Annotated in this window: 21 protein-coding genes; 12 read left to right on the top strand and 9 right to left on the bottom strand. The window is 62.1% G+C overall.

The window, feature by feature from the left end; genetic code table 11:
• Positions 1–179 precede the first annotated feature (179 nt).
• Positions 180–3,317: an efflux RND transporter permease subunit gene (locus ISX84_RS04610; protein WP_195819128.1), complete on the bottom strand. Its 3,138-nt coding sequence runs from the start codon at positions 3,315–3,317 to the stop codon at positions 180–182.
• Entirely contained in the window at positions 3,317–4,480 is a 1,164-nt protein-coding gene (locus ISX84_RS04615) for an efflux RND transporter periplasmic adaptor subunit (protein WP_195819129.1), read from the bottom strand. Before ISX84_RS04615 ends, ISX84_RS04610 begins: the two co-directional genes overlap by 1 nt.
• A gap of 79 nt (positions 4,481–4,559) precedes the next feature.
• On the opposite strand from ISX84_RS04615, the gene ISX84_RS04620 reads away from it, so the two are divergent.
• Positions 4,560–5,189, top strand: coding sequence for a TetR/AcrR family transcriptional regulator (locus tag ISX84_RS04620; protein WP_195819130.1), 630 nt, complete (start codon positions 4,560–4,562; stop codon positions 5,187–5,189).
• Here the strand turns inward: ISX84_RS04620 and bmt are convergent.
• Entirely contained in the window at positions 5,186–6,217 is a 1,032-nt protein-coding gene (gene bmt, locus ISX84_RS04625; RefSeq protein WP_195819131.1) for a betaine--homocysteine S-methyltransferase, read from the bottom strand. The two genes, ISX84_RS04620 and bmt, sit on opposite strands and share 4 nt — an antisense overlap.
• A gap of 159 nt (positions 6,218–6,376) precedes the next feature.
• A complete protein-coding gene (locus ISX84_RS04630; protein ID WP_195819132.1) occupies positions 6,377–6,691 on the bottom strand; it encodes a DUF1476 domain-containing protein in 315 nt (104 codons plus the stop codon).
• 155 nt (positions 6,692–6,846) lie between these two features.
• Between ISX84_RS04630 and purC the strand changes: the two genes are divergently transcribed.
• From purC to ISX84_RS04660, 6 genes are all read left to right on the top strand, one after another.
• Positions 6,847–7,608, top strand: coding sequence for a phosphoribosylaminoimidazolesuccinocarboxamide synthase (gene purC / locus ISX84_RS04635; protein WP_195819133.1), 762 nt, complete (start codon positions 6,847–6,849; stop codon positions 7,606–7,608).
• 41 nt (positions 7,609–7,649) lie between these two features.
• Entirely contained in the window at positions 7,650–7,880 is a 231-nt protein-coding gene (purS, locus tag ISX84_RS04640; protein WP_195819134.1) for a phosphoribosylformylglycinamidine synthase subunit PurS, read from the top strand.
• On the top strand, positions 7,880–8,548 hold the full coding sequence (gene purQ / locus ISX84_RS04645) for a phosphoribosylformylglycinamidine synthase subunit PurQ (protein ID WP_195819135.1): 669 nt from the start codon (positions 7,880–7,882) through the stop codon (positions 8,546–8,548). Before purS ends, purQ begins: the two co-directional genes overlap by 1 nt.
• 37 nt (positions 8,549–8,585) lie before the next feature.
• Positions 8,586–10,346: a sensor histidine kinase gene (locus ISX84_RS04650; RefSeq protein ID WP_195819136.1), complete on the top strand. Its 1,761-nt coding sequence runs from the start codon at positions 8,586–8,588 to the stop codon at positions 10,344–10,346.
• Positions 10,347–10,349: 3 nt separating this feature from the next.
• Positions 10,350–11,684 carry a sigma-54-dependent transcriptional regulator gene (locus ISX84_RS04655; protein ID WP_195819137.1) on the top strand — a complete coding sequence of 445 codons (1,335 nt, stop codon included), beginning with the start codon at positions 10,350–10,352 and terminating at the stop codon, positions 11,682–11,684.
• Between the two features lie 479 nt (positions 11,685–12,163).
• Positions 12,164–14,869, top strand: a complete 2,706-nt coding sequence (locus ISX84_RS04660; RefSeq protein WP_195819138.1) for an Rne/Rng family ribonuclease — start codon at positions 12,164–12,166, stop codon at positions 14,867–14,869.
• Between the two features lie 55 nt (positions 14,870–14,924).
• Here ISX84_RS04660 and ISX84_RS04665 read toward each other — a convergent pair whose 3' ends face one another.
• The gene (locus ISX84_RS04665) at positions 14,925–15,155 is read right to left on the bottom strand and encodes a sulfurtransferase TusA family protein (RefSeq protein WP_195819139.1); all 231 of its coding nucleotides are present in this window, start codon (positions 15,153–15,155) and stop codon (positions 14,925–14,927) included.
• Positions 15,156–15,247: 92 nt separating this feature from the next.
• Between ISX84_RS04665 and ISX84_RS04670 the strand changes: the two genes are divergently transcribed.
• The 4 genes from ISX84_RS04670 to ISX84_RS04685 all read left to right on the top strand — a co-directional run bounded on the left by ISX84_RS04670 (position 15,248) and on the right by ISX84_RS04685 (position 19,628).
• A complete protein-coding gene (locus ISX84_RS04670; protein WP_195819140.1) occupies positions 15,248–16,000 on the top strand; it encodes a cytochrome c biogenesis CcdA family protein in 753 nt (250 codons plus the stop codon).
• A 56-nt stretch (positions 16,001–16,056) separates the two neighbouring features.
• The gene (locus ISX84_RS04675) at positions 16,057–17,319 is read left to right on the top strand and encodes a hypothetical protein (protein ID WP_195819141.1); all 1,263 of its coding nucleotides are present in this window, start codon (positions 16,057–16,059) and stop codon (positions 17,317–17,319) included.
• Positions 17,319–18,668 (top strand): cytochrome P450, encoded by a 1,350-nt coding sequence (locus ISX84_RS04680; protein WP_195819142.1) that lies wholly within the window; start codon positions 17,319–17,321, stop codon positions 18,666–18,668. Before ISX84_RS04675 ends, ISX84_RS04680 begins: the two co-directional genes overlap by 1 nt.
• Positions 18,669–18,737: 69 nt before the next feature.
• Positions 18,738–19,628, top strand: a complete 891-nt coding sequence (locus ISX84_RS04685; RefSeq protein ID WP_195819143.1) for a fructose bisphosphate aldolase — start codon at positions 18,738–18,740, stop codon at positions 19,626–19,628.
• A gap of 60 nt (positions 19,629–19,688) precedes the next feature.
• Here the strand turns inward: ISX84_RS04685 and ISX84_RS04690 are convergent, their stop codons facing one another.
• From ISX84_RS04690 to fumC, 3 genes are read right to left on the bottom strand one after another with little or no spacing between them, the layout of a single operon-like run.
• Positions 19,689–19,931, bottom strand: a complete 243-nt coding sequence (locus ISX84_RS04690; RefSeq protein WP_195819144.1) for a ribbon-helix-helix domain-containing protein — start codon at positions 19,929–19,931, stop codon at positions 19,689–19,691.
• The gene (locus ISX84_RS04695) at positions 19,928–20,104 is read right to left on the bottom strand and encodes a DUF4169 family protein (RefSeq protein WP_195819145.1); all 177 of its coding nucleotides are present in this window, start codon (positions 20,102–20,104) and stop codon (positions 19,928–19,930) included. The genes ISX84_RS04690 and ISX84_RS04695 overlap by 4 nt, the downstream gene beginning before the upstream one ends.
• The gene (fumC, locus tag ISX84_RS04700; RefSeq protein ID WP_195819146.1) at positions 20,101–21,492 is read right to left on the bottom strand and encodes a class II fumarate hydratase; all 1,392 of its coding nucleotides are present in this window, start codon (positions 21,490–21,492) and stop codon (positions 20,101–20,103) included. Before fumC ends, ISX84_RS04695 begins: the two co-directional genes overlap by 4 nt.
• 225 nt (positions 21,493–21,717) lie before the next feature.
• Between fumC and ISX84_RS04705 the strand changes: the two genes are divergently transcribed.
• Positions 21,718–22,272: a hypothetical protein gene (locus ISX84_RS04705; RefSeq protein ID WP_195819147.1), complete on the top strand. Its 555-nt coding sequence runs from the start codon at positions 21,718–21,720 to the stop codon at positions 22,270–22,272.
• Positions 22,273–22,275: 3 nt separating this feature from the next.
• Here the strand turns inward: ISX84_RS04705 and ISX84_RS04710 are convergent, their stop codons facing one another.
• Positions 22,276–22,785, bottom strand: coding sequence for an SspB family protein (locus tag ISX84_RS04710; protein WP_195819148.1), 510 nt, complete (start codon positions 22,783–22,785; stop codon positions 22,276–22,278).
• Between the last annotated feature and the right edge of the window lie 72 nt (positions 22,786–22,857).

A 22,857-nucleotide genomic window follows, 5' to 3' on the forward strand; every position in this document is an offset into this window, starting at 1 on the left:
TATGATCTTTCGCCTTTTGTGACAGATCGGTTTACACCGACTGTCCAGATTACGACACGCAGGTAACGGTGTGCGACTCTGTGACGCGAAATTTACCGCGCAAACAGAGCCCTGCACAAGCGTCCTGATGCCGGACGCGTCCGAATTCTTTTCATAAAGATATAGTGGTTAAGCGCGGGTTACTCCGCCGCGTGCACCAGGTTGAGCGCTGGTTGCGGGTCGGCGTCGCGCATTTTCTTGCGGTCTCGCCGCGCATAGAGCAGCGCGAACATAGGCGGCGTGAAATAGAACGACACCACGGTGGAGAGCAGCACGCCGCCCGCGACGGACATCGCGAAAGGTGGCCAGAAGCCACCGCCTGCGAGGATCAGCGGCAGGAAACCCCCGAAGGTGGTGATCGTCGTGCTGATGATATGGCGGCTGGAGCCCATGAGGACCCTGACCATGGCATCCACATCGCCCGCACGCGCGCCGGGATCGTCCCGCAGCCCGGTCATGATGATGATGGCCGCGTTGATCGACACGCCGATGGACCCGATGACCCCGATGATCGCGTTGATGCCAAAGGGGTATTGGAACACGGCCAGTGCCAGGATGCTGAGCCCGGCAGAGAGGACGCTGACCACCAGGGCGATGGCCGAGAGGCGGAAGGAGTTGAAGGTCATCACGATGGCGGCGATGGAGAGGGTCACGATCAGCCCCAGTGAGGCCAGCAGGTTGCCCATGGTTTCGGCCCGTGCATCGCTGTCACCGCCGATCTCCAGCCGGTATCCGGCGGGCAGGGTAAAGCCTTCGGCCTCCAGCGCCGCCTGCACCTGCACCAGCGCTTCTTCGGGCAGAACATCGCGCAGGATGAAGGCCTGGATGGTATTCACCCGTTCCGCGTTGCGGCGGGTGATGATCGGTTCGCTCGGGGTCAGCGCAATGTCAGCGATGGCAGAGAGCGGCACGCCCGGAAAGCTGCCGTTTTGCGACAGGGTGGCGGCGTTCGGCGGCAGGATTGTCATATCGGCAATCGCCGTCAGGTCGCCGCGTGTGGCATCGCCAAAGCGGACGCGCACGGGCAGTTCTTCGGGGCCTTCGAGCAGGGAGCCGCCCGCGACCCCTTCCAGACCTGCCTCAAGCTGCCGGGATACATTGGCAAGCTCCAGACCCAGCTGGCGGGCCTTGGCCTCGTCCACATCGATGCTGACCTCCGGCGCACCGGTGGTCACGGTGCCCCGGGCAAGGGTGACCATATCCACATCCGCCACGATCCGCCGCATCTCGGCGCCGATTTCGCGCAAACGGTCCAGATCAGGGCCGACGATCCGCAATTCAACGGGGGCATCCACGGGTGGGCCCTGAACCAGCCCACGCACCAGCACCTGTGCTTCGGGCGCGGTCCTGTCGATACTACGTTCCAGCCGGGCGATCAGGGCCTCAGTCGCCTCGGGCGAGGTGGTGGTCACAAGGGCTTCGGCAAAGCGTGCGGCGTTATCGCGCCCGCCAGCCATGTTGTAGTAGAAGGCGGGGGCGGATTTCCCGATGACCCAGGAGACCTGCCGGGTTTCGGGCGCGTCCCGCAGCAGGGCATCAAGGCGATCCACCACCTGCTCGGTCTGGCCGATGGCGGCACCGGGGCGCAGGTCCACTTCGATGTGGAATTGATCGCGGTCCACGCCGGGGAAGAACTGTGCCGTCAGCAGCGGCATGGACATGAAGCCCAGCACCGGCAGCACGAGGGCAAAAGCGACGGAGCGAACGGGGTTGCGCACCGCCCACCGCAGGGTTGCGGCAAAGGTATTGGAGAGCGCGGGGATTTTCAGGCCGGAGGACAGCAGGCTGCCTTTTTCGGCAGCGGGCATGGCCCATCCGGCAATGGCGGGGGTGAGGGTCACCGCGACGACGAAGGACCACAGCAGCATGGTGACAACGGCAATGGCGATGGAGCCGACAAAGTCTCCGGCGGGGCCGGGCAGCAGGATCATCGGGGTGAAGGACAGCGCCGTTGTGACGGTCGAGGCAAAGAGCGGCGCAAAAAGACGGCGCACCGCGCCGCGCACGGCATCGATGCGTTTCATACCTTTGGCAATGCGCTGGCCCACCTCATCGGTCATCACAATGCCCGCGTCCACCAGCAGACCCAGCGCCACGATCAACCCGGTGACCGACATCTGGTGAATGGCCAGACCGATCACGTTCATCGTGGCCAGCGTGGCCAGCGACACCAGCGGCAGGATCAGCGCCACGATCAGCGCGGCGCGCACGCCCATGGTGATCAGCAGCACGCCCACCACCAGCGCGACCCCGATGGCCATATTACCGCCCACCTCGGCAAGACGGTCGGCTGTATAGCGGCTCTGATCAAAGATCAGTTCGGCGGTGATGCTGTCGGGCACGTCTTGCTGGAAGGCCTCCAAAGCGCTGACAACCCGCGCCATCCAGACGTCGACCTGCAACCCGTCTTCGAGCTTGGCGGCGACCAGAACGGCGGGCGCGCCATTGTGCAGCGCCTGTTCGGCCAGCGGCAGGCGGGGGCCCCGGCTGATCTCCGCGATATCGGCCACGCGCGTCACCTGACCACCCGGGCCTTCGCGCACAATCATCTCGCGCACCCGGTCAAGCGCGGTAATGTCGCCCTCGATGTCGATGATCAGCTCGTTGTCGAGGCTGCGCAGGCGGCCCGCCTGGCCCTTGCTGTCGGCCCGTGTGATCGCGGCGGACACATCGTCGGCGCTTAGTCCGAGGGCCGCGGATTTCACCGGATCGAGGGTGACCAGCACTTCTTCTTCCGGGGCGCCGAAGGTTTCGACCTGTTTCGTGCCGGAGGTGCTGCGCAGCGCATCGGCCAAGGTCTCCGCATAGCGGCCCATGATGGTCAGGGGCACATCTGCGTGGTCGGCGGAGAGGGCGATGATGGCCCCATATGTGCCCGCACCGTCTGAGGAAAACTCCGGGGTTAGAACGCCTTGCGGGAACTCGGCTTCGGCATCGCCGAGCGCATCCCGGATTTCCGACCACACCTGTTCGATCTGGTCATCCGCCAGCGTGTCCAGCAGATCGACCTGCACAATGGAGATGCCGGTGGCGGAGGTGGAGTTGATCTCGTCCACCTCCGGGATTTCGCGCAGCTCATCCTCGATTTCCGCAGTGACGAGGGTTTCGACACGGGCCGGATCCGCGCCGGGGTAGGCGGTGGTGATCGTGGCAAAGAGGTTGGTGATGGTCGGGTCTTCCTGCCGCCCGATCGCCAGCAGCGCCGACAGACCGGCCGCGATGATCACCAGAAGGGCGAGGGCGACAACACGGGGTTCGCGAAAGGTGAGCGTTTCCATCAGCCTGCCTCGCCGGCGATCTGGACGGTTTGGCCTTTGACCACGCGGTGCGGGCCATCGGTGACAAAGGCTGTGCCATCCTCGAAGGTGCCGCGCACATAGGCCCGCGCGCCATCAGAGAAGAGCACTTCAACCGCTTCGCTGCCGACCTGCGTCGTGCCGTCGGTCTTTGGCAGCGTCAACAGCCGCCAGAGGCCGCGCGGCGCATCCTGCAGCGCCGAGAGCGGCACCCAGGCGCCACGTTCGGCAACCTGCTGACGCAGCACCAGGGTGCCGGTGTCGCGCAGGGGGGGCAGATCGTCACCGGTGAAGTTCAGCAATACCGTGCGGGTGCGCGTGGCGCTGTCGAGTTCGGGCAGCACGGAATCGAGCGCCAGCGGGTATTTCTGCCCGTCAAAAAGGGCCTCGAATGCTGTGGCCTGCGACAGGGCCCCGACGATATCCGGGGTCAGACCCACGCGGAATTGTTGTCCGCCGGTTTCGACCAGCGACAGGATCGCCTGACCGGCCCCCACCGCGCCGCCGGTATCGACCATGCGTGCGGCAATGGTCGCCTCGAACGGCGCGCGCAGCTCGGATTTTTCCAGCTGCAGGGTCACGGAGACAAGACTTGCGTCAATTTCGGCGATGCGGGCCTCAAGCTCCGCCAGTTGCAGCGCCACATTGTCCACCGCCTGGGCGGAGGCAAAACCGCGTTCGCGCAGTTCCGTTTGACGGTTCGTGGTGCGCCGGGCCAGTTCGGCCTGTGCCTCCAGCGCGCGCCGGGCGGCCCGGAGCCGGGTTTGTTCCGCCTCAACCAGCCGCGTGTCCAGACGGGCAACCACGGTGCCGGGCGATACCCTGTCGCCCTCATCCACGGCCAGCAGGGCAACGGTGCCGCCCTGTTCAAAGGCCATGGTGGTGCGTTGGCCTGCCTCGATCTGACCGGGGAAATGGCGCGCGACACTGTAGCCGTCTTCCAGCTTCAGACGCGCCGTCTGCACCTGCATGGGCGCTGTTGCCTCGGGCGGTGTGACAGCGGATGCACGATCCGCCAGCATGCCCTGGCCCAGCACCATGAGGCCAATTGCGAGGCCGATCAGCAAAAGCGTGAAGACGAGGGTGATCCCGTGACGTAGAATGCGGCGCCAGACAGGTTTTTGCGATACGGTGGTCACGGTCATGCGATGTCCTCACTTGCGAAGTAAGTATCGCTTACATATGTTATAGGCTCTAACTTTATCAAGCGCAAAGGAGCGTTTTTTGTCAGATTCTCACGACACACTGCCGGATCAGCGCACGACATATCACCACGGCGACCTGCGCGAGCAGTTGCTGGCCGTGGTGCGCGATCTGGTGGAAGTGCATGGTCCGGAAGGATTTTCTGTCGCCGAGGCCGCGCGGCGGGCCGGGGTCAGCACCGCGGCCCCCTACAAGCATTTCAAGGATCGGACCGATCTGCTCAATGCGCTGGTTTCCGACGCGATGGACCGGCTGGCGGTGCAGATGGCCCGGGGACGGGACCAATATGCGGTCGGAACCTACGAGGCGGTTGCGGGAATCGGTCAGGCCTATATCGACTTTGCCAAGGCGGAACCGGGGATCTTCCGGCTGATGTTCAGCCTGACCGAAGGGCATGAGGACGACGATTGTATTCAGCGCAAGGGGCAGGACTGCCGCGAGATCGTGGAAACAGCCTGTGGTGCGTGCCTGGGAGAGGGCGCCTCGGAACAGGCAGCGGTGCTGTCAGCCTATATTCTGTGGACCAGCGTGCATGGTCACGCGTTCCTCAGCATCGACAAGAAGAACATCGATGAAGCACAGAGCCTGGACGACTGGGATTTCCTGATGGCTGTTACAAGCGCGGTGCTGGACGCCTCGGCGCGCCCCTAACTGGCGGAGCTTGCGGCGCGGCGGCGGCGAGACGTGCGGCGCGCCGGGGCTTCATCGTCACCGGTGCCATCGCTTTGCGAGGAAAAAGCCCCCAGACGATCAACGATCTCTTCGAGTGCTGGCGGGTGATCCATCGTGCGGGTGTCGAGCGCCTCGCGCATGTGGCGCAGGTGGTCCGGCATGGTGCCGCAGCATCCGCCGATGATGCTGGCCCCGCAGGCCCGCGCCATCACTGCGTAATCGGCCATCAGCTCTGGCGTGCCATCGTAGTGGATATGTCCGTCAACGTATTTCGGAATACCGGCGTTCCCCTTGGCGATCACGGGACGTTCGGGACCTTGAGCGGCAAACCCGAGAATGGTGCGCAAAAGATCGGAGGCCCCGGTGCCGCAATTGGCGCCAAAGGCCAGTGGTGCGTGATCGCCCAGATCATCCACCATTTTCACCATATCCGCGCTGGTCAGGCCCATCATGGTGCGCCCGGCCGTGTCAAAACTCATGGTACCGGCCCAGTCGAGCCCGGCGAGGGCAAAGCCTTCGGCCGCGGCGCGGTATTCTTCCGGCGCGCTGATCGTTTCCAGCCAGCCGATATCGGCACCGCCGGACTTCAGCCCGTCTGCGGCCTCATGAAACATCTCGACGGCCAGCGCGTGGCTGAGCGTGCCCACAGGCTCCATGATTTCGCCGGTGGGCCCCACGGAGCCTGCGACAATCACCGTGCGGCCTGCAGTGTCAGCCACCTCACGCCCGATTTCGGCGGAGACGCGGGCCAGCTCATGTGTGCGTTTTTCAGCGCCATGCAGTTTTAGACGGGAGGCATTGGCGCCAAAAGAATTGGTCAGGAAAAGATCGCTGCCCGCATCGACCGCGCCTTTGTAGAGCGTCCTGATCTTTTGTGGCTCATCCGTGTTCCAAAGCTCCGGCGCGTCGCCGGACATTAGGCCCATGTTGAAGAGATTGGTGCCCGTGGCGCCATCGGCCAGCAGGGTGCCTTTTTCGTGCAGCAGTTTCATCATGGGATTGGTCATGGCGCGCCTCGCGGATAGTCAGAGGCCTGCTGTGTCATGAACGCCATCTCAAGGCAAACTCATATTATTCATCTTGGTTATGAGGCTGCTAAGATGTCCGGGGTGGTTCCCTGACCGGGTGCTATGCCACCGGTCAGGAATAAGGTGTTGAATTAAAACTCAGATTTCCTGCATCAGCTGGGCTTTTGCCTCAGCCATCAGCTCGATCATTTTGGTACGGATCGTGGTTTCATCCGCCTTCGAGCCGAGATCGCCGGACACTTTGCGATAGACGTCTTCGTCACCGGCCTCTTCGAAATCGGATTTCACAACTTCCTTGGCGTATTCAGCGGCCTCGTCCCCGGATTTGCCCAGCAGCTCCGCCGCCCAGAGACCCAGCAGTTTGTTGCGCCTGGCTTCCGCCTTGAACTGCATTTCCGCGTCATGGGCATATTTGTTTTCAAAGGCATTTTCGCGCTCGTCGAATGTTGTCATGGGCCGGTCTCCTGATGAACGGGTTGGTGTTACGACAGATATGCGGGCTTGGCGCGCTTTGCGCAAGGGACGCTGGCTTGCAGCAACGCGGGGCTTCCACTAAGAGGGGCGCAACGAGGTCGTGATTGTCGCGGCCCGCGGGGGAAAGGACGCCCATGGCCCGGCGCAAGAAAATCTACGAAGGCAAAGCAAAAATTCTGTATGAAGGCCCGGAGCCCGGCACCATTGTGCAGTACTTCAAGGATGACGCCACCGCGTTCAATGCAGAGAAGAAAGCAGTGATCGAAGGCAAGGGCGTGCTCAACAACCGCCTGTCGGAGTTCTTCATGACTGGTTTGGGCCAGATCGGCGTGCCCAATCATTTCATCAAGCGGCTCAATATGCGCGAGCAGCTGGTGCGCAGTGTCGAGATCGTGCCGTTGGAAATCATCGTGCGCAACTATGCGGCAGGCACCATGTCGAAACGGCTGGGCATTGACGAAGGCACGCAGCTGCCGCGGCCGATTGTCGAATATTGCTACAAGGACGATTCCCTGGGCGATCCGCTGGTGACCGAGGAGCATATCGCGGCCTTTGGCTGGGCCAGTCAGCAGGACATGGACGATATCCTGAGCCTGGCGCTGCGGGTGAATGATTTCCTGTCGGGGGTGATGATGGCCGTCGGCATTCGTCTGGTGGATTTCAAGATCGAGGTCGGTCGGGTTTTTGACGGTGATTTCCAACGTCTGATCGTGGCGGATGAGATCAGCCCGGACAGTTGCCGTTTGTGGGACATCGAAACCGGTCAGAAGCTGGACAAGGATGTTTTCCGCCGGGATCTGGGCGATCTCAAGGATGCCTACACGGAAGTGGCGCGGCGGCTTGGGGTCATGCCGAAGAACGCGCAACCGATCACGAAGCCGACCCTAATCAATTAGGCGTTGGATCTGCATATTTGAAGAACAATGAAGGGCAGACTATGAAAGCGACCGTGCATATCATGCTGAAGAACGGCGTGCTGGACCCGCAGGGCGAGGCGGTGCGTCATGCGCTCGGGGCGTTGGGCTTTGATGGGGTTCAAGGGGTGCGCCAGGGCAAGGTGATCGAGCTTGATCTGGCGGATGGGGCAACGGAAGCGGATGTCACCGCGATGTGTGAAAAGCTGCTCGCCAATACGGTGATCGAATCCTATTCGGTGGAGATGGGCTGATGCATGCGGCGGTGATTGTCTTTCCGGGATCGAACTGTGACCGCGATCTGGCCGTGGCTTTCGAGGCGGCGGGCGCCAAGGTCAGCATGGTCTGGCATAAGGACAGCAGCCTGCCGCAGGGCGTTGATATCGTCGGTATTCCGGGTGGGTTTTCCTTTGGGGATTACCTGCGTTGTGGCGCTATTGCGGCCAATTCGCCGATTTGCCGGTCGGTGGCGGCCCATGCCGAGCGCGGAGGCTATGTGTTGGGCGTGTGCAACGGGTTCCAGGTCTTGACTGAGACTGGGTTGCTGCCGGGGGTTCTGTTGCGCAACGCGGGGTTGAAATACATCTGCCAAGCCGTTGGGTTGAAAGTGGAAACGTCGCAGTCCGTTTATACGGAAGGCTACAATGCGGGCGATGTCATCGATATCCCGATCGCGCATCATGATGGCAACTACTTTGCCGATGACGAGACAATTGCGCGGTTGCAGGGCGAGGACCGCGTTGCCTTTTCCTATACCAGCAACCCGAATGGCGCGCGGGCCGATATCGCGGGTATTCTGTCGGACAACCGGCGGGTGCTGGGCATGATGCCGCATCCGGAACGGGCCGCGGACGCAGGGCATGGCGGCACCGATGGGCAGGCGCTCTTCCGCGCATTGGCCGGAGCGCTTGTCAAAGCGTGACTTGAGCCGGTGTTGCGCTTTCGCGTAGTCTCGCTGCATGGAAACTGCCACCGATCCTGATCCCCAGACCCGCGCCATCAACTGGCGTGTGCGCGTGGCGTTGGCCGTGTTGCTGCTGCTGGCAGTGGCCGTGGTGTCGGTCACCAACAAGCTGCTGACGGATCGCTTTACAGAAAGCACGCGGAACCGTGCGGAGTTGCGGCTGGCGCTTTACAGCGGGAACCTGCTGTCGGAGTTGCGGCAGAACGCGATTGTGCCGCAGTTGCTGGCGCGGGATGCGGAACTGATCGGGGCGTTGAATTCCGCGGATTACACCGCATCGACCCGCCGGTTGATTTCTTTTGTGGAAGAGATCGGGGCGGCCTCGCTGATGCTGCTCGACATCGACGGGCGCACGGTGGCGGCCACGGATCGCAACAGGTTGGGATCGAGCCACCGCCCGGAGGCCTATTTTGTCGATGCGATCCGGGCGAGTGCTACGATTTTCACGGTCGCGGAGCGGGAAACCGGTGGCTACGGGTTTTTCTATTCACGTCGGGTGCAATCGGGGTCTGATGTTCTGGGCGTGATCGTGGTGGAGGTGGATCTGCAGAAATTCGGGCGCGCCTGGGCCGGGATTTCGGATGCGGTGATTGTCACCGACAGCACTGGCACGATCATCTTGACCACGGAGCCGCGGTGGCAGGGGCGCACCGAGGAAGAGGCGCTGGTGCGCCAGACGCCGGCGAATGCCATTCAGCGCGCCATTCAGGCGACCGCGGATTGGACCCAACTGCCCCCCGATGCCTATCTGCAGGGGGAGGCGGTGATGCGGCTGGAGACGCGCATTCCCTTCCGGGGATGGCGCATGGCGAGCTTTACCACCTATGCGAGCGTGCGCGAAAGGGTGAACGGGGTGTTGGCCCTGGAAATCATGGGATTTGCGATTCTTCTCGCGCTCAGCTTCTATGCGCTGAGCCGTCGGACCGCGCTGCGCATGGCGTTGTTTCAGCGGGAATCTGCCGAGTTGCGGACGCTGAACGTGGCGCTGCAGCGGGAAATTGCCGAGCGAAAACGGGTGCAGGAAACGCTGGCTGTGGCCGAGCAGACGCTGGAACAATCCAGTAAACTCGCGGCCTTGGGTGAGATGTCCGCCGCCGTGAGCCACGAGCTCAACCAGCCTTTGGCGGCAATGAAAACCTACCTCGCCGGGGCGCGGTTGCTGCTGCGCCGCAACCGGCAGGAAGAGGCGCTGTCCTCCTTCGGGCGCATCGACGATCTGATCGAACGGATGGGCGGTATTACCCGCCAGCTGAAGTCCTATGCCCGCAAGGGGCAGGAGGCGTTTTCCCCAGTGGACATGGGCGATGCGCTGGCCTCGGCCCTTTCGATGATGGAGCCGCAGCTGCGCCAGCGGCACGTTCAGATTTCGCGCATCGTCCCCGACACGCCCGTGCGGGTGATGGGGGATCGGTTGCGCATCGAGCAGGTGATGGTGAACCTGCTGCGCAATGCCATCGATGCCACCAAGTCCGAACAGAACCCAAAGGTGGATATTCTGTTGTCGGCCGGTGAGACGGCGACCTTGACGGTGCGCGACAACGGACCGGGCATCGAAGACCTCGATCAGCTGTTTGAGCCGTTTTACACCACCAAGCAGGCTGGCGACGGGGTTGGGCTGGGCCTTGCCATCTCGTCTGGTATCGTTAACGACCTAGGTGGAAGGTTAACGGCGCGCAACGGGCAGGCCGGAGGCGCGGTATTTGAAATGCAGCTGCCAATATTGGGCAGCGACCACAGCACACAAGCGGCGGAGTAAGCCATGACACAAGCTATGAAAATTGCAATTGTGGACGATGAACAGGATATGCGGCAGTCGATCAGCCAATGGCTGGCCCTGTCGGGATATGACACGGAAACCTTTGGCAGTGCCGAGGATGCGCTCAAGGTGCTGGGGCCGGACTACCCGGGGATCGTGATTTCGGACATCAAGATGCCGGGCATGGACGGCATGCAGTTTCTCAAAAAGCTGATGGGCAATGACTCTGCGCTGCCAGTGATCATGATTACGGGGCACGGTGATGTGCCGATGGCGGTGGAAGCGATGCGCGTGGGCGCGTTTGATTTTCTCGAAAAGCCGTTCAACCCCGACCGCATGAACGAGCTGGCCAAGAAGGCCACTGGCGCGCGGCGTCTGGTGATGGACAATCGGGCGCTGCGGCGTGAGTTGTCGGATGGCGGCCAGCTGATGAAAAAGCTCATCGGGCAGAGCCCGGTCATGGAGCGCCTGCGTGAGGATATTCTCGATCTCGGTCAGGCCGATGGCCATGTGCTGATCGACGGCGAAACCGGGACTGGCAAGACGCTGGTGGCCCATGCGCTGCATGCGGTCGGCAGCCGCGCGGGCAAGAAGTTCGTGCTGGTCAGCTGCGGCGCTTATGAGGAAGAGGCGTTGAGCAAACGGCTCTTTGGCCCGATGACCCCCGAGGACGCGCAATTGCCCGCGATCGAAGAGGCCCGCGGCGGCACGCTGGTGCTGGAAGATATCGAAGCGCTGACCGAAACCCTGCAGGCGAGGCTGTTGAGCGTGATAAACGAGCAGGGGGCCCCGGCGGAAACGCGGATTGTGGCCATCTCGAACCTGCAAGAGGCCGGGCGCACCTCCGAGGATGCGCTGCGGGCCGATCTCTTCTACCGTCTGGCCGCGCTGCGCATCACCGTGCCACCGCTGCGCCAGCGCGGCGAGGACATCCTGACGCTGTTTACGCGTCTGTCCGAGCAATTCTCGGATGAATACGGTTGTGACGCGCCGCAGGTCTCCGCGCAGGAAGCGGCGCAATTGCTGCAGGCGCCATGGCCGGGCAACGTGCGGCAGTTGATCAACGTGGCCGAACGCGCCGTGCTGCAGTCGCGCCGGGGTTCCGGCACCATCGCCTCGCTGCTGATGAACGATCACGAGGACATGCAGCCGGTGATGACCACCGAAGGCAAGCCCTTGAAAGAATACGTCGAAGCCTTTGAGCGCATGCTGATCGACAACACAATGCGTCGCCATCGCGGGTCCATTGCCAGCGTCATGGAAGAGCTTTGCCTGCCGCGCCGCACGTTAAACGAGAAAATGGCAAAGTACGGCCTGCAGCGCTCCGACTACCTGTAAGGGCGCAGAATTCCGCTGATCACGCGAAAAATCGCGTAGAATCTGCAGGCTAGGCGGGTTTTGCGGTCTGGCCTGCAGATTGCCCATTGTGTTTTATCACACAGTCGCATTATCTAGAGAGACGAAGGTGCATTGCGATATCGCGTGCAACCTCCGGATGAGTTTCGCTGCGATGGGTGCCTGTGTGGGACGTATCACACCGCCGTCGCAGACCGATTGGGCCGGAAACGGCCAACGAACCGCTGACGTGAACGGGGCCAGAGCGCCCTAAGGCACGCAGTATATAATGGATACGAGGCCGCCCTGGCGTGCCCGTGTCGGAGAAGAAACGCGATGACGCGCGCCGATGCACTGAGCAGAACCGCCTTGGCCCCACCGGGTCAGGCCCTGCACGCGTCCCTGATCGCCCTGACAAGACACATCCCATATCTCGCTGATCCGCCTGGACTGGCGCGGTCATGGCTGTGCAATTTGGAAATATGGCTAAGAAAATGCTTATCGATGCCACCCACGCGGAGGAAACCCGCGTCGTGGTGGTGGACGGAAACAAGGTCGAGGAGTTCGACTTTGAATCCGAAAACAAGCGCCAGCTCGCTGGCAACATCTATCTCGCAAAAGTAACCCGGGTCGAGCCGTCGCTGCAGGCGGCCTTTGTGGACTATGGCGGCAATCGCCATGGGTTCCTCGCGTTCTCGGAAATTCACCCCGACTACTATCAGATCCCGGTCGCGGACCGTCAGGCGCTGATGGAAGAAGAACGCGCCTATGCCGAAGCGCAGAAGGCCAAGGAAGACGAGGACGAAAAGCCCAAGCGCCGGTCGCGCAGTCGTAGCCGATCCAAGGCGAAGGCGGCGGAGGCCGCGAGCGATGATGCAACCGCGTCCAAGGACGTCGAATCCGGTCAGATCGACGGGATGGAGACTATCGACCTCGACGACGAGGAAGGTACCTCGCCGATGGAGCGGGTGGCGGAAACGCCTGTCGAAGAGCCCGAGGATACGCCGGATGACGCCCCCGAGGCGGAAAACGCCGATGTGTCCGCGCAGGCCGCGACCGATGGCGACGATGCGGCGGAAACCGCTGACGACAGCGATGAGGACGAGGAGGATGCGCCCAAGCGGAAATCCGACGCCTCGGCCAAGGATGACAGCATCGAGTCCGTGGCCGATGACGATGACCAGGAAGATATCCGGCCTGCGCGCAAACCCCGCCCGCGGCGCTACAAAATCCAGGAAGTCATCAAAGTGCGTCAGATCCTGCTGGTGCAGGTCGTCAAGGAAGAGCGCGGCAACAAGGGGGCGGCGCTGACCACCTATCTGTCGCTGGCCGGTCGGTACTGTGTGCTGATGCCCAACACCGCGCGCGGGGGCGGGATTTCCCGCAAGATCACCAATGCCGCCGACCGCAAGAAGCTCAAGGAAATCGCCAATGAGATCGAGGTGCCGGAAGGCGCCGGGCTCATCGTGCGCACCGCCGGGGCGAAACGCACCAAGGCGGAGATCAAACGCGACTATGAGTACCTGCAGCGCCTGTGGGAGCAAATCCGCGAGCTGACGCTGAAATCCATCGCGCCTGCCAAGATCTACGAAGAGGGCGACCTGATCAAACGCTCGATCCGCGACCTTTACAACCGCGAGATCGACGAGGTGTTTGTCGAGGGTGAGCGCGGGTATCGCATCGCCAAGGACTTCATGAAAATGATCATGCCGTCCCACGCGAAGAACGTGAAACTCTACACCGAGAGCCTGCCGCTCTTTGCGCGCTATCAGGTGGAAAGCTATCTGGCGGGGATGTTCAACCCGACCGTGCAGTTGCCCTCCGGCGGCTACATCGTGATCGGCGTGACCGAGGCGCTGGTGGCGATCGACGTGAACTCTGGCCGGGCGACCAAGGAAGGCTCCATTGAGCAGACCGCGACCAAGACCAATCTGGAGGCCGCTGACGAAGTGGCACGCCAGCTGCGTCTGCGCGACCTTGCCGGTCTGATCGTCATCGACTTCATCGACATGGACGAGCGCAAGAACAACGCCGCCGTCGAAAAGCGCATGAAGGAAAAGCTGAAGACAGACCGCGCCCGCATTCAGGTGGGGCGTATCTCGGGCTTTGGCCTGATGGAAATGTCACGCCAGCGTCTGCGCCCGGGCATGATTGAGGCCACCACGCAGCCCTGTCAGGCCTGCCACGGCACCGGGCTGATCCGGTCCGATGACAATCTGGCGCTGTCGATCCTGCGGCAGATCGAGGAAGAGGGCACGCGCAAGCGCTCCCGCGAGGTGCTGGTGCGTGCGCCCGTGGGCATTGCCAACTTCCTGATGAACCAGAAACGCGAACACATCGCCCAGATCGAAGGGCGTTATGGTCTGTCTGTCCGGATCGAAGGCGACCCGGCGCTGGTCAGCCCCGATTTCAGCCTTGAGAAGTTCAAGACCGCGACCCGCATCGTCACGGCATCTGCCGCGCATGTGGTGTCCGTGGACACGTCGATCATGGATCAGGTGGATGCGGATGAGGACGAGGATATGGTAACCGAGGAGGCTCTGGCACCCCAGGGCGTCGAAGCGACCCGGAGCGACGAGGGAGACGGTGAAGGCAAGCCCAAACGTCGTCGCCGTCGTCGGCGGCGCAGCCGGAACAAGTCAAACGGCGGTGAAAACGGGCAGACCGGTGAGGCCAACGAGGCATCAGCGCCACAGGATGGTGAAACGCCTGTGAAAAACGGCGCTGACACGGCCGTAGAGACCGTTGAAGCACCTGCGGAAGCTGAGGAAGCAACCCCGGAAGCAGCGGCGGAGAAACCCAAGCCCAAGCGGCGCTCGCGGACATCCAAGGCAAAAGCCGAGGCCGAAGCCGCAGCAACCGAGGATGCGACGATCAGCGAAGAGGTTGCGGAACCGGCGGCGGCGGAAGAGGCAAAACCAGCCGAGAAGCCCAAGCGTAAGCGCGCAAGCCGCGCCAAGAAGCCCAAAGCTGAGGAAGCGGTTGCAGAACCTGTTGAGGAGGCGGCGGCGGCTGAGACGCCTGAACCGACCCCCGCACCCGAGCCTGTTGCGCCGGAACCGGTAGCTGCAACGCCAGAACCGGAAGCTGCACCTGAACCGGAACCTGCTGCGGCTGCCCCCGAGCCCGTCGAGGAACCGGCACCGGCCAAGCCGAAACGCAAGGGATGGTGGTCGCTGGGCGGCTGAGGCTCCTGCAGACAAGATCAAAGGCGCGTCTTCGGGCGCGCCTTTCTTTTATCCATCAGCCTTTGCGGATGACGTAGACCTGCACCGCGTCCTCGCTGATGGCCGAGACCAGCTCGTGCCCCGCCTCGGCGCAGAAATGCGGCACATCCACCACGGCGGCCGGGTCATCCGCCCGCATGGTCAATGTCTCGCCGGGGGACAGCGTCTGCAGCCGTTTTCGCGCCTTGAGCACGGGCAAGGGGCACAGCAGCCCGGTTGCGTCCAGATCATTCTTGAGGTCACTCATAACCCCCAGATAAGCGTGATGTTTCAGTCTGTCCACAAGGTTGTGACCGCTGCCTGCGTGACCTCTTAACGCTTATCGATTAGGGGTGAGACATGTTTGGAATCGAAATCATCGACGCAGGCCTGCTCCCGGCCATGATTGTCGCCCTTTTTGCGGGCGTCATCAGCTTTCTGAGCCCCTGCGTGCTGCCCATCGTGCCGCCCTACCTGGCCTATATGAGCGGCGTTTCCATCAATGAAATGTCAGGCGAGGCCGCTGCGCGCCGCCGTGCAGTGATTGCCGCACTGTTCTTTGTGCTGGGGCTCAGCACCGTATTCCTCATCCTTGGGTTCACAGCCTCGGCTTTCGGGGCGTTTTTCCTGCAAAACCAGGTGCTTTTTGCGCAGGTTTCCGGCCTCGTGGTGATTGTCTTTGGCCTGCATTTCGTGGGCCTTTTCCGCATTCCCTTCCTCGATCAGGAAGCGCGCCTGGATGCCGGGGATCAGGGCGGGTCGAGCTTTGGCGCCTATGTGCTGGGCCTCGCCTTTGCCTTTGGCTGGACCCCCTGCATCGGCCCGCAGCTAGGCGCAATCCTGTCGTTGGCGGCGTCCGAGGCCTCGGTCAGCCGCGGCACCTTACTGCTGGGAATTTACGCGGCTGGTCTGGGGATTCCCTTCCTGCTGGCGGCAATGTTCATGACCCGCGCCGTGGGTGTGATGAACAAGCTCAAACGCCATATGAAAACCATCGAACGCGCGATGGGCGGACTGCTGATTGTTGTCGGGCTGGCCATGGTGACCGGGGCGTTCACCACCTTCTCCTACTGGCTGCTGGAGCAATTCCCGGCCTTGGCATTGCTGGGCTGATCCCCTTAGACTGCGTATCACCCCTGCGATGCTGCCGGGATGCATAAGGTCTGGTCATGGGCAGCACGTCTGACACACGCGTATACCGCCGCAAGGTCTTCTACATTCCCGGCTATGATCCGTTCCCACCCCGCCGGTACCGCGAGCTTTACCGCACCGAAGGAGCGGCGCAGGCGGCAATCACCGGCTACAGCCTGGCCATGGGGGCCGGTCTGGAAGGCGACCGCTTTGGCTGGCAGGTCGAGACAGAGATAGAGGGACGGCGCACCCAGGCCGAGATCGAGGTGCTGGTCTGGTCCGACATCGTGCGGGACAGTCGCGCGCAATCCATTCCGGCAACCTATCTGTCCCTGCTGCTGACGGCCTGGATCTACATTTCTACCGGGGCGCTCTGGCGGTTGATGCGCCTGCGCAAGGGACCGGTCATCGCGGCCCTCTACCCGGTTGCGATGCTGGTGGCGCAATTGGTGACCGCCGTGCTGCTGGGCTGGCTGGTCTGGCGTGGTGCGGATGGCTTGCTGCGGTTTATCCTGCCGGCGTCACTCGTTGGACCTGCAGGCGACGCCTTTCTAACCGCCGTCGCAGTGGGTTTGGGCGCGCTATCCGCCCTCTACCTCCTGCTCTGGTTCAGGGATTCGGACGGCAAATTCTTTGCCTATTACCTGATGCATGATTTTGCCCATAGCGCCGCGCTGCGAGGCGCGTACCCCGCCACCATTCTCCCGCGGCTCACGCAGTTTGGCGATGTCATTTCCGCCGCTTTGCGCAGCGATGTGGATGAGGTGCTGGTGGTTGGTCACTCCTCCGGGGCACATCTGGCGGTGACTGTGCTGGCTGAGCTGTTGCGAAAGGGGCAGGTGACAACGGCGGGGCCAGTCTTGGGTTTCCTGTCATTGGGGCATGTGGTTCCGATGCTGTCATTCCTGCCGGACGCGCAGGCTCTGCGCCGCGATCTGCGCGACCTCTCGACGCGGGACGATCTCACGTGGGTCGACGTCACCGCGCCCGGCGATGGCTGCTCCTTTGCGCTCTGCGACCCGGTGTCGGTCTCCGGCCAGAAAACCGACCAAAAACGCTGGCCACTGGTGTTTTCCGCCGCCTTCACCCAGAGCCTGTCCCCCGCGCTCTGGCGCGCCCTGCGCTGGCGGTTTTTTCGACTGCATTTCCAGTATCTCTGCGCCTTTGACCGCCCCAAGGACTACGACTACTTCCAGATCACCGCTGGACCGCTGTCACTGGGCGACCGCTACGCAGGCCGCCCAGCCTCGGCCTCGCGGATCGATCACACCGTCAGCCCATTCACCTCTGTCGGTCCATGATGCAGCCGCCGAAACCTCAGAGCCGCGCGGATAAGGTCAGCCTGTGGCAGTACATGCGGCTCTTTCGGCGCGATATCCTCTCGGCGCAGCCGGAGCGTCTCTACCGCGCGTGGATGGCCGAGTTTCGCACGCTGTTTTTCCGCAGCTATATGGTGAATGACACCGACCTGATCAAAGCGGTGCTGAAGGAGCGCCCCAAGGATTTCCCGAAATCGGACCGTGTCGGGTCCGGGCTGCGGCCCTTGCTTGGCAATTCGGTGTTCCTGACCAATGGCGCGGTCTGGGAGCGGCAGCGGCGCATTATCGATCCGGCCTTCGAGGGCGGGCGCCTGCGCGATACCTTCCCGTCCATTCGCGATGCGGCGCGGGCGGCGACGGAGCGGTTCACCGCGCTGGCAGGTCAGGACATCGATATCGAGCCGGAGACCAGCCACGCGGCCGCAGATGTGATCTTTCGCACGCTCTTTTCCATTCCCATCGACCACAAGGTCGCACGCGAAGTTTTCGAGGCGTTCCACCGCTATCAGCGCAGCCAGCCCATTCTGAACCTCGCGGCCTTTTTGCCCATTCCCGCCTGGATGCCGCGCGGATACCGTAAACCCACCAGGCAAAGCGCGCGCCACATTCGCCGCTTGATCCATACGCTGACGGACGCGCGACAGAGAGAGATCGACGCAGGCACCGCCCCCCAGGATCTGGCCACCAAGATCATGACCACACCCGACCCGGAAACCGGCGCGCGGTTCGATGTAGATGAAATGGTGGATCAGGTCGCGATCTTCTTTCTGGCGGGCCATGAAACCAGTGCCTCGGCGCTGGCCTGGGCCCTCTACCTGCTCGCGTTTTTCCCTGACTGGCAGGACCGGGTTGCGGAAGAAGCGCGCACCGCCGATCTGGATGATTTCAGCCAGATGTCGAAGCTGAAGATCACCCGCGATGTCTTTCGCGAAACCCTGCGGCTCTATCCGCCGGTGCCAATGATGGTGCGTGAAACCACGCAGCCGGAGGTCTTTCGCAAGCGCGCGGTCAATCCGGGCGCCCAGGTGGTGATCAGCCAATGGCACCTGCATCGGCAGAACCGCCTGTGGGACGCACCCGATGATTTTGACCCGGCCCGCTGGGAGACAGAGAACGGCCGCAGCTGCGCGCGGGATGCCTATTTGCCCTTCAGCGCGGGCACACGGGTCTGCCCCGGGGCAGGGTTCGCGATGATCGAAGGGGTGATGATGCTGGCGTCACTGCTGCGCGATTTGAGAGTTGAATTGACCGATGACGCGCCCCCGGTGCCTGTGGCACATCTGACCGTCCGATCCCGCGACGGCATCAGGTTGCGCATTGTCAGGCGCTAACATGTACCATCCCGCGCCGGTCTGTTCTATGGAGGGGCCAAGGGGCGGAATCAGAAGGAAAAACCGATCATGTCAGACCAAAACGTGATGCGCACGCAGATGAAATCCGGCGCGGGCTTTATCGCAGCCCTCGATCAGTCCGGGGGGTCCACGCCCAAGGCGCTGAGCCTTTACGGTGTTGAACCTGCGGACTACTCCGGGGATGAGGAGATGTTCCGTGCGATGCACGACATGCGGGCCCGGATCATCCTGGCCGATGACTTCACCAGTCAGAAGGTGATCGGCGCGATCCTGTTCGAACGCACGATGCATGACGCGATCAACGACACGCCCGTGGCCGAATTGCTCTGGCGCGACCGGGGTGTTGTGCCGTTTCTCAAGATCGATAAGGGGTTGGAAGAGCAGGCCGACGGCGTGCAGCTGCTCAAACCCATGCCCGGTCTGGAAGAGACCCTGAAGGTCGCAAAGTCCAAGGGGATTTTCGGCACCAAGGAACGCTCGGTCATCCATGAAGCGAACGAGAAGGGCATCGCCGAGAATGTGGCGCAGCAATTCGAGGTGGCGCGCACCGTTATCGCCGCCGGTCTGGTGCCGATCCTGGAGCCTGAGGTGAACATTCACTCCGAGACCAAGGGGGAGGCCGAGGTTCTGCTGGAGGCCGAGATCGCCAAGCACCTCGACACGCTCGACGAAGGCGTGGATGTCATGCTGAAACTGACGCTGCCGGACGAACCCTGGCGCTATGACAAGCTGGCCGCCCATCCGCGGGTGCTGCGCGTGGTGGCGCTGTCGGGCGGCTATTCGACCGATGAGGCTTGCCAACGTCTGACGCAATGCACAAGCATGATTGCCAGCTTTAGCCGGGCGCTGACCGAAGGGCTGAACGTGAAGATGTCCGATGCCGAATTCAACGCGGCGCTCGGCAGCAACATCGACAAGATCTATCGGGCGTCCATCTGACCGGATCGCTCAGCGGGTCGATCTGGTGACCGTGCAGGGAATCGCCCTGACCCCCTTGGGTCAGGGCTTGGTCTGCGCCTCTGCGGCACGGTCTTGCAAATCGCGCAACACGAAAACACGGATCGCGGAGGCCAGCCCCATATCGGCCCCGCGATCTACATCAATGTCGGCCACCAAGGCATTGATTGGCTGCGATTTCCGCTCTGCGATTGCGCGCAGAGCCCGCCAGAATTCCTCTTCCAGAGAAATCGATGTGCGGTGTCCTTTCAGGGTCACCGAATGCTTGACGGGCCGCCCGCTCATGTCTCGCGCTTGTGGGCTTCCAGATTGCGGGCGATCTTTTCGGCCTTGGCCTTGAGCAGGTCTTTCTGCGCCTTGGTCTGACCGAAATTGACCGCGTTTTCATCCGCACGGGCCTTGCGGGAGGCCCGGTTGCGCTCTTTGCGCACCTTGTTGAGGTTCACAGGGGTGCTCATTTCGGGCCAATCATGTTTTCCGGACGCACCACGCGCTCGAAGGTTTCCGCATCCACAAAGCCCAGGGCAATCGCCTCTTCCTTGAGGGTGGTGCCGTTCTTATGCGCGGTCTTGGCGACCTTGGTGGCGTTGTCATAGCCGATCTCCGGCGCCAGCGCGGTCACCAGCATCAGGCTTTCGCGCATGAGTTTCTCGATCCGGTCGGCGTCCGCCTTGAGACCCACCACCAGGTTGTCGGTGAAGGCGGAGGCCGCATCGCCCAGCAACTGCATGGATTGCAGCACGTTATAAGCCATCATCGGCTTGTAGACGTTCAGCTCAAAGTGACCCTGAGAGCCGGCAAAACCAACGGCGGCGTCGTTGCCAAAGACATGGGCGCAGACCTGTGTGAGCGCCTCGCATTGAGTGGGGTTGACCTTGCCCGGCATGATGGAAGATCCCGGCTCGTTTTCCGGCAGGACCAACTCGCCCAAGCCACAGCGGGGGCCGGAGCCCAGCAGGCGAATGTCATTGGCGATCTTGAAGAGGGAGGCCGCCACGGTCTTCAGCGCGCCAGAGATTTCCACCATCGCGTCATGCGCCGCCAGCGCTTCGAATTTATTCGGCGCGGTCACGAAGGGCAGGCCGGTGATCTCGGCCATGTTCTTGGCAACGGTGACATCCCAGCCCTTGGTGGTGTTCAGCCCGGTGCCGACGGCAGTGCCGCCCTGCGCCAGCTCATAAATGCGACCCAGCGCGTCTTTCACCCGCTGAATGCCCATGGCAACCTGATGGGTATAGCCGGAAAACTCCTGGCTCAACGTCAGTGGTGTGGCGTCCTGCGTATGGGTGCGCCCGATCTTGATGATGCCATCGAATTCCTCGACCTTGGCCTGCAAGGCTCCGTGCAGCTTTTCCAGCCCCGGCAGCAGCACGTCCCGCGCGGTCATCGCGGTGGAGATATGCATCGCCGTTGGGAAGGTATCGTTGGAGGACTGCCCCATGTTGCAGTGATCATTAGGGTGCACAGGGTCCTTGGAGCCGATCTCGCCCCCCAGAATTTCGATGGCGCGGTTGGCGATCACCTCATTGGCGTTCATGTTCGACTGCGTGCCCGAGCCTGTCTGCCAGACCACCAGCGGGAAATTGTCGTCGAAATTGCCCGCGACCACTTCGCCTGCGGCCTGAACAATCGCGTTGCCGCGTTCTGCATCCAGCTTGCCCAGCTCGATATTGGCCTGCGCGCAGGCCTTTTTGATCACCCCCAGCGCACGTACCACGGCGACGGGCTGTTTCTCCCACCCGATGGGAAAATTCATGATCGACCGCTGCGTCTGTGCGCCCCAGTATTTGTCGGCAGGTACCTCCAACGGGCCAAAACTGTCGGTTTCTGTGCGGGTCTGCGCCATGATATCTTCCCTGAAATTACGCTACCTGCGGTGTAGCCTTGCCGGTGGCGCGGTGCAACGGGCAGATGCCGCCGCAGGGGGGGCTTGCGCAAATTCTTGTGATCGCTTTACCGCTTGCCTGGCGCCGATGGCCGTTGAATAGGCGCAGAAGAATGTTATCTATCAAGGGGAAGTCGCGGCGTTTCTGCCGTATCGTCGCTGTGCGTTGACAAAAGGACTATCCTGATGAGAGCTGTGTACCAACCGTCTTTGTGGCTTTGTGCGCGGTTCCTGGCAGCCTTGGTCCTGCTCGGCATGGCGGTGGCCGCACAGGCCGACATAGAACGGTTTGTCGGCAGCTACTATGGCTCTGCCAAAGTCTCCCTGGCGGACGGCAGCATGCAAAAGCGCGATATGAGCGTCGAAATCTCGGAAACCAAGGCGGGTTTCTCTGTCGCCTGGACCTCCACGACATACCGGCCCGACGGGTCCACCAAGGACAAATCCTACAAGATCGAATTCGTGCCGTCGGATCGCGGTGATGTCTATGCGTCTGCCATGAAGCGCAATGTCTTCGGCCATGACGTGCAGCTGGATCCGATGAAAGGCGAGCCCTACGTCTGGAGCCGGATCGACGGGAACACGCTGAGCGTCTATTCGCTTTTCGTCGCAGAGGACGGCGGCTATGAGATCCAGCAATTCAACCGTACGCTGGCGGTTGGCGGGCTCGATCTCGACTACAAAAGCGTGCGGAATGGAGAAATCCAGCGCACCGTGTCGACGTTTCTGGAAAAGCAGTAACGCCTATTTGCGGAAGCTGTCGAGCGAGACGATCTCCGCATCCTGCGGTTTCTTCTCGATTTTTTCTTCTTCGGCCTTCACCGGCAGCTTGTCGTCTGGCTTGACCGCAGGCAAGGGAGCCGCGGCCAGATCGGGCGCAGAGGGTGCGTCCTCATCCTCGCCCTGGGTCTCGAAACGCAGGCCAAACTCGACCGATGGATCGACGAAGGTTTTTATCGCATCATAGGGGATGTAAAGCGGCTCCGGCGCATCGCCGAAGTTCAGCGTGACCGAAAACCCGTCATCGGTCACGTCCAGCTTGTCATACCAGTGCTGCATCACCACGGTCATCTCGCCGGGGTATCGATCCGACAGCCAATCGGCCAGTTCCGCATCGGGATGACTGGTGTCGAAGGTGATGAAGAAATGATGCGCACCGGGCAAGCCGTTGTCAGATACATCTTGCAGCACCTTACGGATAAGGCCGCGCATGGCCTCATGCATCAGGTTACCATAATCAATGCTGCGGCCCATCGTAATCCTCTGAGCTGTCCGGGATGTTAACTTAAATCATAGCCGATTCCCGCGCGGAGGAAAGAGGGTGCA

Origin of the sequence: Roseobacter sp. MH60115 (assembly GCF_015644665.1) — a bacterium.
Classification (GTDB): domain Bacteria; phylum Pseudomonadota; class Alphaproteobacteria; order Rhodobacterales; family Rhodobacteraceae; genus Roseobacter.